Genomic DNA, 13,663 nt, shown 5'->3' on the forward strand with positions numbered 1-13,663 from the left:
GACGCAGTCTTTTTTTGAGATTCATTGACTCATTCCTTCATTTTTCCTTGGAGATCACCAGGTCAAGAAAATAATTTCCGGAAATGAATTTTTTACTTTAAAGCAAAAAAAGAAGACCATTGCCGGTCTTCTTTTAAAAGTTGTTATTATGCTTTAACGATGTTTGTTGCTTGTAAGCCACGTTGGCCTTCTTCAACGTCGAAAGTCACTGCTTGACCTTCATCTAAAGTTTTGAAGCCGTCGCCTTGGATAGCTGAAAAGTGTGCAAATACATCATTGCCATCTTCACCTGTAATAAATCCAAAACCTTTATCTGCATTAAACCATTTTACTGTACCGTTATTCATAAACGTATACCTCCATATTACACATCGTGTGTGTTTATTTTTGTAATAGAAAATGATGTGTAATTGAAGTGCGTATCAAAAGATAAACAAGTATTAACATATCAGAACTTTACTTTTATAGAATACCATGCCAGAAGAAAAATAGCAATGATAATGCCGCTTTTCTTTTTCGATACACGTAAAACCTTAAGTTTTCCTTGGCAACAGCTTTTCTAATCCTGTCTATAGCTCTTTTACCACCTTATTCCTTTCACATATCCTTTGCGCTTTGTAGAATATTTGTAGAACACGCGACGCTTTTGCGTACATAAGAACATGTAAAATAGCGAATTCTAAGACAGTGCTATCTAGGCTATGGTTTCAAGTACAAGATTCAACGCCAATCGATACTTGCCTCTTGCAGAAACATGCACCGAACAATTCTTTTATTTTATCAAACTTGTCTCTGGAAACTTTAAGGAAATTTTTAGCCTTCTTTTTATTCTAGTTCTATTTAAAAGTAAAATTATTTAAAAGTTAGTAGAGAAAATCTCCAATGACTCGCTGAAACGTAAATTGATTCATAGATGTCCTTCTCATCCCTGTAAAGATAATTTCCATTAAAGCTGCCTTTCTCATAAATTTTTCTTTCTTGAAACTGGATTATGATATTTTCAGTAAGAATTGCTTGATATTTATTAAATTTCTCCTCATTTATGTTTTTTGTTTCACAAACTAAACCCCTCTATGGTATAATCATTTTGTTTTTAAGAAAACTATGGGCATACAAAGGAGAAGGTAACATGAAAAAAACAAAAATCACTTTAATCGCTGCTTCATTGCTAATGGGAGGAACTCTTCTAGCTGCATGTAGTTCTGATAACAATACAACTGCAAGTTCATCAACTGCTGCTTCAACTGCAACAACTGCATCAACAGATGATGTTGTTTCAACAGCTTCAGTAAGTGACCAAACTTCAGTCATTGAAAAAGCATTGAGCGCAGACGGTAACTGGATCGTTGCTGTTACAGACAACATGACTTTCGACAAAGATTTGACAGTTGACGGCGAATTCCATGACAAAGGGGACGCTGCAAATGATATCTACCGTAAATTTGCATTGTACTCTCAAGATGAAAACCGTACAGTAACTGCTGAATACACTGTAACTGTTCCTAAATTAGTTGTTAACTCAGAAAACTTCAACATCGTTAACGGTGTAGTGAAAGGCGACATCGAAGTAAATGCAAAAGGCTTCGTATTGAACGGCACTAAAGTTGAAGGAAACATCACGTTCGCTTCTAAAGAAATTCAAGATTCAGCAACACTTGATAAAGAAGGCGCATCTGTTACAGGTGACGTGAAAGTCAGCGAATAATTTTTTACTGTTTTCTTTGTGAAAAACACTTTCGAAAAAGGAACCTTGGATTTGATTTTATTCATCTCCAAGGTTTTTTCTGTGTTTTTTTATTCTCTGTTTTATCGTTGTTTCCACTAACTTTGTGTAAGTAGCTACAAAGATTTTCTGATAATCTAAAAAATTCCTCCCATCGTTTTTCACTCTGAAGCACACTTGCCAAGAATGTTTGACGATAAGAGGATTTTTTACTTCTTGCCGATTAACTGCTTAATTCAATGCTACTCACTCTTCAATAGAAGCCCATTTGTAATCATATTGCGCACCTGCACCATGAGAAACGACTCCTTTGACTTTTGGCGCCCGCAAATGGGCTTCCACGTTTTGGTAAACAGGAATGACACCTTGTTCTGCCATAATGATTTTTTCTGCTTCTAGTAGATCTTGCCAACGAGCTTCAGGATCTCCCGCATGGGTTGAAGCAGCGGCATTCACTGCTGCATCATAATCTGGATTACTCCAACGACCACGGTTATAGGAATTTCCAGTAACAAACAGATCTGTAAAGCTGCTGGCATCTGCATAGTCGGCCCCCCATCCGCCCATTACAACATCAAAGTCTCCGTTGTTGGAACGATCTAGCCGAACAGAAAAAGGTACCGGACTCAAGCTGACTTTCACACCATCCAATGTACTTTCGATTGCACTTTGGACATACTCGATCGCTTTTTTAGTCGAGTCGGTATCAGAAGCCAAGATTTCAAAATCTAATGAATCGATTCCTAAAGCTGCTTTGGCTTTTTCCCAGTGTTCTTTCGCTTTGTCTTCATTGTATTCGATCACACTGCCAGCATCTTCAACAAAATCTTTGTTATCCGTCGGGCTGAAAGTCATACCTTCTGGAATCAATCCTGTCGAAGCTAGAGATCCGTCCCCCAGAATGGAGGATACAAGTGCATCACGATCGATTGCATAAGAAATTGCTTTTCGCAAATCTTCATTACGGAATGGAGAATTTTCTTCTCGCTGATTCAATTCGATATAAGAGGTCCGGGCCAAAGGCTCTGAAACAAAAGCTTCATCATTTGCCATTTGCTGCGCCAATTCTCCTGTTAAGATCACATCGTCTGCTTGACCATCTTGGAATAGATTCAACGAAGTCGCAGATTCTTTGACAACACTGACATTGATGGTTTGTAATTTAACATTTTCTTGGTCCCAGTACTGATCATTCTTTTCGTAGGACCATTCCGTATCTGTACCCGGTCCATCAAATCCTGTCAAAACAAATGGGCCATTGTACACAGAATTATCACTGGTCGTTGCATATTGATCGCCTTTTTCTTCCACAATTCCTTGATTTTGCGGGAAGAAAGATGGGAAAGCGAGTAAATAATCAAAATAGGGGGTTGCTTTTTCTAAAGTAATCTCTAATTCGTACTCACTGACTGCTTTGATCCCTAACTCGCTAGGATCTGTTTTTCCTGCAGTGATCGATTCAGCATTCTTGACTGGGGCAAACAAATAAGCGTATTCTGAGCCTGTTTCGGCTTTTACTGTCCGTTGCCAGCCGTAAACATAATCCGCAGCTGTTACAGGATCACCATTCGACCACTTAGCATCTTCTCGCAATTTCAATCGGTAGATCAATCCATCTTCACTCACTTCTGCGAGTTCAGCAGCTCCAGCAGGTTGCGGCTTACTGTCAGCATCCAAACGATACAATCCTTCATAGACATTATTCAATGCACTGAAGCTGATCGTATCAGTTGCAAGAGAAAGATCTGCACTAGGCATTTCTTGCTGGACGACAACATTGAAGATCTGTTCCGCTGCTGCTGTTCCATTCGAGGAAGTACTTTCTCCTGTGTTACTCGTGCCTCCTGTCGTACATCCGGCTAATAAGACACCACACACTGCTACCAATCCAAAGGCCCACTTTTTCATTTTCCTCTTCCCCTTAAGTTCATAATTTTCAGAATTTTCTGAAGTTGAATTTGATTTTAATCAATAATTATGATAATTGCAAGAGTTTTTCCCTCGTTTTTTTCAAAAAAGATTAAAAAAATTTCTTTTTTTCATAAATAATTAATCTACAACCTTTATGTTCTCTTTCCAACAAGAAAAAACTGTGATACGCAAGAGCATCCTATCAGCTCCTTACGTATCACAGTCAAACAATTATCAAGCTTCCATTTTGTAGCTTTCTCTACTATTCTTACGATCTCTTATCACACTAAGAATCGTAGGGATCGCACCAATTGCAGTAAACAGATAGACAAGAGCTAGGTTCCCATAGTATTGACTAGCTTCCAAATAACCTTCTCTTAGCAAGTCAGGCAATATCCGAAATGCATAGAAATAATCAACATCGGTATAATAATTGGCTACACTGATAGACCAATCAATCCGATTGCCTAGATAAACCATGATGACCATAATCAAAACACTACCGATGATGCCTTTGTTGCTCAGCTTTCCGCCAAGAAGTTCATACCCTTTTAAAGCACAGACAGCCATTGCAATACCTGATAATGCCGCTACATAACCTAATTGGCCAAGTAAAATAATGACACCGACCCCAATCAGTGAACCTATAAATGCACCAACTATCCCAGCCAGCCAGTTTTCTTTCTTCTGATTCTGCTCATGCAGGCTAGCAAGCATCGCTTCATTTTGCTTTTTGAAACAAGCACTGCAAGCGATCACTGGCAGCCCACCTATGCTGTAGGTATCTATCGGCGCTTCCGATGTTCCGCAAAACTGACAGACTGTTTGATAGTGATTTTCTTTAAGAAAATCAGTGACTGTATCTAGACCAGCAACCAATTTTTCTTTGGTTTTGGCAACAGTCATTGCCCCTCGGAATGTATAAGTGACTTGGTAACCTTGTACAGAGCAGTCCAATATGTCTTTGGAATCAGTCACTACTTGTCTCACTTGCTCTGAGCTAGGTAGTTCTTGATTTTTGCTGATCGAAAAAGTTGCTGCGAAAGAATAACTATTATTATTCAATTGTGTCAATATAACTTTATACGAACGATACGTACCGTAAATCACACCCATTTTTGGATCTACCGACAACCCCAACGTCTCCGCAAAACTAGATAATGTTTTTACGAGCTTCTTATTCATTTGTCCTCCTTATAAACGATAGATTATAACAAACGTTATAACTTTGAGTGTAAAATAGAGGCTAAAATCGTGTCAAAAGATACGTTTGTGTATTTTGTAACACGATTTGTTTTCTTTAAGCGATTCCCGATATTACCATCTGCTGGCCTTCAGGAAGTGATCGATAAGACAAATTTCTGAAGAGCAGCTGCAACTCCACTGTCTTTATTTGAAAGTGTAACGGCATCCGCCTGTTCCCTGACTCTTCGTGGTGCATTGGCCATTGCGACCCCTACTCCAGCTTTTAGTATCATAGGTAAATCATTGAAGTTATCTCCTATTGCCAACGTTTGCGCTAGAGGCACGTTGTAATAAGAAGCCAGTTCCATCAATGCTTTTTCTTTTGAAACTTCTCGATGCGTGACTTCTAAGTAATTATCTTTTGAAAGGTAAAGAGCGCTCGTCTTCAAAGATTGCTTTTCCCAGTATCCTTTTACTTTTTGGATCTCAGCAGACGTACCGATCAAAAGTAATTTATGAACAGGTATTTGCAAGGACTGTACTAAGGCCAATAAATCTGCCTCCTGCGGTACCTCCTGCGTGATTGCGGCTTCTTTTTTTACCCATTCATCAAGACGATCCACATACCAAACTGTATCTGAATAAAGATTGATAGAAACTTGTGAGAAGTGTGTTCTTGTCTCGCTGATGATTCGCACAACTTCTTTGATTGCAACTTCATGACTTGAGATAGGCGGAGCAGAAAGATTTCCGTTTGCCAGAACTAACGCGCCATTGTAACAAGCCAAAGGATACTCGCTGATTCCTAACGCTTCAGCTAAGTGCTGCATCCCTTTTGGTGATCGTGCAGACGCTAAGACAAAAGGAATTTTACTTTCTTTTAATCGTTGCAGCACCTGTTGTAAGTTTGGGTCAATCTGATGGGTATCATCTAAAATCGTTCCATCAATGTCGCTTACGATTAATTTGATTTCTCTCGTATTCATTTGTGCCTCCTAACTTTAGCTATGACTTTCATTCGACTATCTTCATCCTCAAATTCGCCTAAGGATGAATCCAATTAGCGTGATTTTTTGATTCGTAATGCTTGATTCTTCGCTAAATAAAATGGACGCAAATAAGCGACTGTGTTTGATAAAAGTAGAACATCGGGAGATAGTTGGATGTTCAAGCAGTTTTCGAGATATTCTTTGCGTTTCGTGATACGTTCCCACAATTCTGGATAATCGGCTTTTAATTCTTGTCGCAGTTCTTGATCAGCTAATGCAATACATTCTTCCGCACTGACACCAGTATACTCAGGAACAGATGGAATGATATCTACTTGGAACATCATGCCGCTTTCTAAAGGTGTAAGAGAGTCCGCGTAGATTGGTGAAGACATCCACTCATCATCCGAAACCAGATGTCCAGGATTCAAATGCCAGTGATAACTCTTTTTTGGCAGAACTTCTTCAATCAATCGATACATCTCGCCACCCGTTTGGTTGATTCGAATTGCTTCCAACCAAGTGGTGATCGCCTGGTAATACGGTTTCACGACACGTTCAAGGTAATCTTGTTGTTCAGCCGGCAATTGACTTGCTTCTGAGACGACAAATCCCGTGCGGCTGGAGAGTCCCCCTTTATAACCAATCGTCATTGAGAAAGGATCACCCAAAGCAATTCGTTTGTGCGTTGGATAAAGATTGGCAAATTCAAATCGTTTACCGCTAGCAGCGATTGGCACCACAGAAGGCATTTGTCCCTCTGCCAACAAATATGCCCCAATTTCGGCTTCTTTCTTGCCAACTTCAATCGCATTCATCGCACTCAAAATACAACGAGAAGAAAGGTTAGCCCCATATTCATAATGAGCGATCTCATTGGCATTGTTGTGACTACGGCTTCCTTTTTCACCAATCAGCAAATAAGCAGCATTTACCACATGACATGTCCTTGTGACTGCCCGTTTGACTGCATCTACGATAAAATAAGGAACATCAAAGAGTGTGGCTGGATCTTCGTGATGCGTCGTGAACATCTTCCACCCAATGATGCCAATTTTTTTCTTCTCTTTAAACCTTAAAGAAGAAAAAACAGAGGATAGTGATTTTTCTCCTGTCATAGGCTGATTCGGCAGCGAAAACTGCGGGTAATGGACTAGCTCTGCCGCTATGCGGGAATGAGCCTGCAGCTTTAAATTTTCATTTCCCAAAATGAGTGTTGCGGCGCCAGTTTTATCTAGAACCAATAGTCCTTCCTCGAATCTTGGCAGGAATCCTGTCAGATATTCAAAGTTGCTGCCATGTTCTTTGTCTGCATAGATCACCAACGTGTCAAACTCTTCAGCAGCCATTCGCTCTAAGACACTTTGTTTGCGCTGACTCATGGTCGCATCACTTAAAAAAACTGGAGCGACCTCTTCAAAAATAGGTGGTTCTGGTAAAATGGCTAATTCAATCGCTTTTTTCATGATTAAAACTCCTTCTGATTTACTCTGTTACATAAATGGTCACATTCGCTGCGGCAAGTGCTGCTTGTAACTCGATGTCTGGTTGTTGATCGGTGATTAAAAGATCGATCTCCGGCAGATCACAGACTTTAAAAAAACCAGTCGTTGCTAACTTTGTATGGTCAGCTACTGCAATGACAAACTCTCCTTGTTTCACCATCTGACGCTTGACCATGCCTTCTTCTTCCGTATGGATAAATACGCCTTCTGTAGAAAGGGCAAATACTCCTAACAGTGTGTAATCTGCCTGAAATTGGGCAAGTTTGGCAACAGTATCCGCACCATATAAAAATAATTGTTCTTTGTCTAATCTTCCAGGCAAAACCGTAATCGTACTCTGTTTTAGCGCTGCCAATCGTTGGGCATGAGTCAATGAATTAGTAATCGCTTGAAGAGGATAATCTGACAGTTCATTGATCACCGCTTCTACAGTTGTCGATGCATCAAAAATAATCGCAGCTGGCTGTTTGATCCAATGAATAGCTGCTTTAGCAATTTTTGCTTTTATGTCATAAAATTGCCCGGCGCGAGTTTGATAATCATAAATCACGGCTGCAGGGTTCGTCGAAACCGCCCCTCCGTGGGTTCGTTTAAGTACGTGCCGTTTTTCTAATTGAATCAGATCACGACGAATCGTATCTTTTGATACGGATAACAACTTGGACAATCGTTCAATCGAAGCACTTTGCTCAACTGCTAGCACTTCTTGGATTTTAGCTAGGCGCTGTTCCACAAACATTTCTCTGTCATTCCTTTCCACTAAAAAATACAATGCAAAAAATTGCGAAACAATGCAAAAAGATGCAAACGATCTTAAAAAAACTACCTCCAACAAACATGTTGCAGGTAGTTTTGTCGTCATTGTTCTTCTTATTTTACACGAAGCGCAAAGCTGGCTGTTGAAAAACCTGAACTTGCTTCGGTAACCGTGTACCCAGTGCTTGGTGCATGAATGAAGCTGCCGTTACCTGTTGCAATTGCAACATGATACGTATTGCCTTTTTCACCCCAGAATAGAAGATCTCCTGCTTGGGCTTGAGATACAGGGATGATCGTACCGGCACTTTCTTGCGGAACGGTCCAATCGCCAATATTTTTCCCTGTTACTTGTAAAAAGACATAACGAGTGAAACCGGAACAGTCAAAGACATCTGGCCCTTTCCCTCCCCATTGGTAGGGTGTCCCGATATATTTACGGGCTTCAGCTACAATAGCAGCACCGTTAATATTCGTACCGATAGTATTGTTGCCAGAATTGTCAGGATTTGTTGTGGTATTTCCACTGACTTCTTTTACGTAAGCTGCCGTGATCCAGCCACCGCTAGATAACTTATACCACGTCGTATTACCATTGACAGAAGTCCCTTTTTTCTGCGCCACTGCTTTCACTACAGCGTTGCTGCTCAAACTGCTGACAATACTGGCAGTAGTTGAAGCGTTCGAACGAACATTCATCCCAGTCGTAGTCTGTAGATTTTTACTGATTGCTTGTTCGGCAGAATTATTGGATGAATTAGAATTATTGCTGCTTGATCCACCGGTCGATGGATTGCTCGTATTGCTCGCATCTTTGACATAAGCTGCCGTGATCCAACCACCTGTAGATAATTTGTACCATGTCTTATTGCCGTTGACGGATGAACCTGATTTTTGAGCGACAACTTTAACGGTCGTGCTATTGCTCAGACTTCCCACAACACTACCACTTGTTGATGCACTGGAACGTACATTCAATGAAGCGGTGGTCTTAACATTTTTGCTGATTGCTTGTTCTGTGGTTGATGTGTTTCCAGGATTGCTTGTCGTTGAACCGCTAGACACAGCCTGAACATAAGCTGCGGTAATCCAGCCACCATTAGACAATTTGTACCATGTTGTTGTACCATTCACAGAAGTTCCTGATTTTTGAGCAACCACAGTGACCGTGGCATTGCTGCTCAATCCCCGAACGACACTCGCACTGGTTGATGCACTAGACCGTACATTCAGTGCTGCTGTTGTTTTGACGGTCTTATTGACAGCTGTTTCTCCGCTAGTACTGTTGTTGGAAGAGTTGCTGTTGCTGGCGGTTGTTACATAAGCGCCAGAAATCCAACCCCCAGATGACAACTTGTACCACGTCGTGTTCCCATTGACGGAAGTTCCTGATTTTTGAGCAACAGCTTTGATCGTGGTATTGTTCCCCACACCGTTGATAATTCTCGCACTGGTTGAAGCGTCTGAACGCACATTCAGTGAAGCGGTCGTTTTAAATTGTCGATTGATCGTTGTTTCTGACGATCGAGCAAGAGTTGTCGTTGCAGTTGATTTAGTTGACTTTGCTACTTCTGTTTCATTTACTCCTGTAGCGTTGGCCTCTGGTGCGTTGACCAAAGTTGTGAATACACCTGATGTAGAAGCTAACACCGTTGTAACCCCTATACTTTTTTGAATAAAAAGTGATCGTTTTTGTTTCACTAAACGCTTACGGATTGCTTTTCGAGATTCCAATGAAACACCCCCTCCTTTTCATTCTATCAAAATCGATTGATTTTTAACATCTTTTTTCTGTCTGTAACATTTATTTAATGTAGGTTTATTCCTTGGCACCGAAAAATTTTCTTTCTAAAACCACGTTTTACCTATACAAACGATACAAATACAATTCTATTTTAAATGAAAAAAATATAGAACGCTATCAAAACGAATGAACCCGACTGTTTTTTTGGAAACTAGAGTAGCTCCTATCAAATAAACAAGGTAGGCCAATTTTCTTCAATAATCCTTCCATCTACTCGACATTTATTTGCAATCTAGTCCCTTTTTCTTCACAAATACTATTTTAAAAAGCGTTAAAGCTTTAAAAACAAAAGAGAAACCGTTTTAATTCTTTGTGAAATTATGCTATAGTAAAAAAAAGGAAGAGGTGACTTAAAATGAAAACGAAATCGAAAGAAAAAGTTTATGCCGAGCGTCAGCATAGTTATAAGCAAGAAAAAGAGGAAATTTTCAAAAAAGCCCTTGCTTCTGTACCAAAAAAAGACAAAAAATCCGCCGCTAAAGACAAACGATGACCCTTATCTGCCTGCGACATTTACTTTAGGCTGCTTTGTAGCTTGAAAAACATGCCTGACTATTCAACCGATCCGAGTAGACTCTCGGTTCGGCTAAATAATCAGGTATTTTTTGTGTCGTTAAAGCTTTAAAGATCCCGTCATTCCTTTGACAAACCCTCGTTGCATAAAGAGAAAAAGGACTAATGTAGGGATCGTTGCAATGACAATTGCTGTCATCTGCACGCCATAGTTCGCAACATAAGAAGCCGATGATAAGTTCGATATCAGCAACGTCATCGTTTGACGATCTTCTGTCTGCAAAAAGATCAGCGGGAGCAAATAGCTATTCCATGAGTTCATAAAAGCATAGATAGCCGCTGCTGCATAAGTTGAGCGCATCATTGGAAAAACGATCCGAAAGAAAATCGTATACTCACTTGCTCCTTCGATCCTGCTGGCATCTAAAATGCCATCGGGAAAGGACTTGAAATTTTGACGAAAGAAAAAAATCAGGAAGAGATTATTGACTAGCGGCAAAATAACGGCGATATGCTGATTTACAAGATGCAGGCCTGACATCATCTTAAACAATGGGATGACTAATGCAGCCAGTGGAATCATCATGCACAGTAAAAAAAGCGAGTAAATCATTTCACTGCTGCGGGTTCGAAATTTCTCAAAACCAAATGCCGCCAATGATGTGATCAGTAAACTAAATAGAACAGTAATTACAGAAATCTTGATCGAATTCCACATGATCAAGGAAACATTATAGTTAGAAAATAGTTGCTGAAGGTTCGTGATCAGCTGATTTCCTAGTGTGAGTTTTCCAGCAGCAATCTGATTCGATGTATTCGTCGCTCCCGCGATCATCCAATAGAAAGGAAAGATAGAGACGAATGCCGCTACGATCAAAAAAAGATATTTTATCAGTGTATTCACATTTCGCTTCATCGCTGCTCCTTTCTGCTTATTGTCGGTCGTCTTTTGCTAATTTGAACTGCGCATAGGATAAGACCGCAATGATCACTACCAACGCCCACGACAATGTTGCTGAATAACCAAAATTTGAGGTATAGACAAATGAATGATTGTAGATCAGTTGTGCTGCAGTCAATGTCGCATTTGAAGGGCCACCGCCTGTTAAATTCACCACTTCATCAAAGAGCTGAATCGTTCCGATCGTCGATGTGATTGTGGTAAAAACAATCACTGGCTTCAATTGAGGAATAATGATCCTAAAGAACTTCTGAAAGCTGTTTGCGCCATCTATATCCGCAGCCTCCAACGTATCATCTGAAATATTTTGTAATCCTGCTAAATAAAAAATCATGTTATACCCTGTCCAGCGCCAGCATAAGGCAATGATCACCGTCACTTTCGCCCAAAAAGGGCTATTTAACCAGTCTAACGGTTGTTGGATAATTCCAATTGCCAGCAAGCCCCGATTAATGATCCCACCGATCTGGAACATCATCTTAAATAAAACCGCATAAGAAACCAGAGAGGTGACACTTGGCAGAAATAAGGCAAGCTTAAAAAAAGTTCGTCCAACTAGTTTTGGTGTATTCAACACAAAAGCTAGTAAAAGTCCTAAAAACACCATGATTGGCACTTGAAAAATCAAGAAAACAAAATTGTTGAATAATGCTTTGTGGAAAATGGTATCTTGAAACATCCGAACGTAATTGTCTAAACCAACAAAAACGGATTGCAATCCTTGCATCGTATGAAGAGATAAATAAATTGAATAAAGAATTGGATAGATCATGAAAATACTGCTTAAGATCATTGCAAAACTAATAAATTTCCATACTTCTCGCCTTTTTCTCGAAGGATCCATCTTATCCACTCCCTGCTAATGCAAATCGGCTACTCGCCGACTTGCATTGTATAATTATTTTCGGCTTCTTCTAGCATTTCGTCCAAACTCAATGCATCATCAAAATAACTCTGCATAACTCCTCGAAGAGCATCAACCGCTGCTTGCGTATTGTTGCCATAGTCGACACCAGGGATTTCAGCCATCCAACTCGAAAAATCTTTATAGATTGGCGCATCATTGAAAAATGGGTCTTTGTATTGATACGCATCCCCTTTTTGAGATGGCAAATACGTTCCCACTGCCCCATTCTCGACCAATATCTCTTGATAAAATTCATCATTACCTGCAAATTCTGTCTTCAAGAAATCCATTGCCAGTTCTTTATTTGGCGAATCGTTCAAAACTAACCAGCTTGATCCGCCTAGGTTTGAATAGGGGGTCGCCCCATCAACTGTCTCTAATTGTGGCAGATGTGTATAAGCCCACTTGCCTTTTTGATCCTCCGCGGAACGAATCGTTGCTGAAAACCAAATGGCAGAATTAACCGCCGCGACTTCACCACTCGTAACTGCTCCGATTCCCTCAGGAGCAAAATAATCTACCGGTTTTGCTAACTCTTTCTGGTCAATCTCTTTTAGGATCGGCATCATTTCGCGGATCGCTGAATTGTCTTTCAAGAAAATTTTGCCCTCTTCATCGAAATACCACAGTCCGGCAGACTGCATCGCCATCTGCAGATAATGGGTCCCACGGTTGGGAATGAATGCGACAAACCATTTACCGGTCTTTTCTTTCACATCTTCACCGATAGTGACAAATTGGGACCAAGTCAAATCTTTCATATCTTCTTCACTGTAGCCTGCCTCACTTAAATAATCGGTGCGATAATATAATCCGGCAGAACCAGAATCAAATGGGACTGCATAGATTCCCTCCTTATAGGTAGCATTCTCTACTTTGTATTCGGCAAAATCAGCAAAGTCGATGGTATCAGATAACTCCGCAAATTTCCCTTCATAATTCGTAAGATAACTTTGTACATCATAATCATCCATCAAAACGATATCAGGCAATCCTTCTGATACCCCCGACGTGAATCCAGAAACCATTTTTTGCTTTGTGTCCTCATTCGACATTTCGATGACATTCACTTTAATCTCATCATGCCCATCCTTACGGTAGTACTCCCCTGCTTTTTCCATAATTGGAATATTGAAATTCGTATCCCAAGCCCAGACAGTCAATGTCTGCTCATCTGAACTAGCAAAATCTCCTGATTCACTACTCTCATTATTACTGGAACAACCAACAAGCAACGCAAAGCTCAATATACTATATAGAAAAATCAACCTTTTTTTCATTTTTCTCTCCTCCTATTTGCTTTTCCTAAAATCCCAGCAAAGGTGCAATAGAAAGCGATTGCACCTTGCTTTTATTATAGATATCAGATGAAAAAAAACCAAATAATTGAATTTCTGTTGATAAAAATG

At 40.1% G+C, this 13,663-nt stretch carries 12 protein-coding genes; 2 read left to right on the forward strand and 10 right to left on the reverse strand.

All coding sequences use genetic code 11. The annotated features are described in order from the left end of the window. Positions 1 to 146 precede the first annotated feature (146 nt). Entirely contained in the window at positions 147 to 347 is a 201-nt protein-coding gene (locus tag HED61_RS14555) for a cold-shock protein (RefSeq protein ID WP_003125681.1), read from the reverse strand. Positions 348 to 1,129: 782 nt separating this feature from the next. Here HED61_RS14555 and HED61_RS14560 point away from each other — a divergent pair. Then, on the forward strand, positions 1,130 to 1,705 hold the full coding sequence (locus HED61_RS14560; protein ID WP_005470607.1) for a polymer-forming cytoskeletal protein: 576 nt from the start codon (positions 1,130 to 1,132) through the stop codon (positions 1,703 to 1,705). A 264-nt stretch (positions 1,706 to 1,969) separates the two neighbouring features. Here HED61_RS14560 and HED61_RS14565 read toward each other — a convergent pair whose 3' ends face one another. The 6 genes from HED61_RS14565 to HED61_RS14590 all read right to left on the reverse strand — a co-directional run bounded on the left by HED61_RS14565 (position 1,970) and on the right by HED61_RS14590 (position 9,803). Continuing rightward, positions 1,970 to 3,631 (reverse strand): peptide ABC transporter substrate-binding protein, encoded by a 1,662-nt coding sequence (locus HED61_RS14565; RefSeq protein ID WP_003125679.1) that lies wholly within the window; start codon positions 3,629 to 3,631, stop codon positions 1,970 to 1,972. Between the two features lie 237 nt (positions 3,632 to 3,868). Beyond that, positions 3,869 to 4,819 carry a hypothetical protein gene (locus tag HED61_RS14570; protein ID WP_003125678.1) on the reverse strand — a complete coding sequence of 317 codons (951 nt, stop codon included), beginning with the start codon at positions 4,817 to 4,819 and terminating at the stop codon, positions 3,869 to 3,871. 149 nt (positions 4,820 to 4,968) lie between these two features. Next, positions 4,969 to 5,805: a Cof-type HAD-IIB family hydrolase gene (locus HED61_RS14575; RefSeq protein ID WP_081132117.1), complete on the reverse strand. Its 837-nt coding sequence runs from the start codon at positions 5,803 to 5,805 to the stop codon at positions 4,969 to 4,971. Between the two features lie 74 nt (positions 5,806 to 5,879). Further along, entirely contained in the window at positions 5,880 to 7,274 is a 1,395-nt protein-coding gene (locus HED61_RS14580; protein ID WP_081132118.1) for a M24 family metallopeptidase, read from the reverse strand. 19 nt (positions 7,275 to 7,293) lie between these two features. Continuing rightward, positions 7,294 to 8,052 carry a DeoR/GlpR family DNA-binding transcription regulator gene (locus tag HED61_RS14585; RefSeq protein WP_171917257.1) on the reverse strand — a complete coding sequence of 253 codons (759 nt, stop codon included), beginning with the start codon at positions 8,050 to 8,052 and terminating at the stop codon, positions 7,294 to 7,296. A 131-nt stretch (positions 8,053 to 8,183) separates the two neighbouring features. Next, positions 8,184 to 9,803, reverse strand: coding sequence for a C40 family peptidase (locus HED61_RS14590; protein ID WP_219645157.1), 1,620 nt, complete (start codon positions 9,801 to 9,803; stop codon positions 8,184 to 8,186). Between the two features lie 425 nt (positions 9,804 to 10,228). Between HED61_RS14590 and HED61_RS14595 the strand changes: the two genes are divergently transcribed. Next, positions 10,229 to 10,366, forward strand: coding sequence for a hypothetical protein (locus HED61_RS14595; protein WP_021150289.1), 138 nt, complete (start codon positions 10,229 to 10,231; stop codon positions 10,364 to 10,366). 120 nt (positions 10,367 to 10,486) lie between these two features. Here the strand turns inward: HED61_RS14595 and HED61_RS14600 are convergent, their stop codons facing one another. Genes HED61_RS14600 through HED61_RS14610 form a run of 3 tightly spaced genes read right to left on the reverse strand, consistent with a single transcriptional unit; the run spans position 10,487 to position 13,534 of the window. Beyond that, positions 10,487 to 11,302: a carbohydrate ABC transporter permease gene (locus HED61_RS14600; protein WP_003125672.1), complete on the reverse strand. Its 816-nt coding sequence runs from the start codon at positions 11,300 to 11,302 to the stop codon at positions 10,487 to 10,489. A gap of 16 nt (positions 11,303 to 11,318) precedes the next feature. Next, a complete protein-coding gene (locus HED61_RS14605) occupies positions 11,319 to 12,191 on the reverse strand; it encodes a carbohydrate ABC transporter permease (RefSeq protein WP_171917259.1) in 873 nt (290 codons plus the stop codon). A 29-nt stretch (positions 12,192 to 12,220) separates the two neighbouring features. Continuing rightward, the gene (locus tag HED61_RS14610) at positions 12,221 to 13,534 is read right to left on the reverse strand and encodes an ABC transporter substrate-binding protein (RefSeq protein ID WP_219645156.1); all 1,314 of its coding nucleotides are present in this window, start codon (positions 13,532 to 13,534) and stop codon (positions 12,221 to 12,223) included. Positions 13,535 to 13,663 lie beyond the last annotated feature (129 nt).

This window comes from Enterococcus gallinarum (assembly GCF_021496385.1).
GTDB lineage: Bacteria > Bacillota > Bacilli > Lactobacillales > Enterococcaceae > Enterococcus_D > Enterococcus_D gallinarum.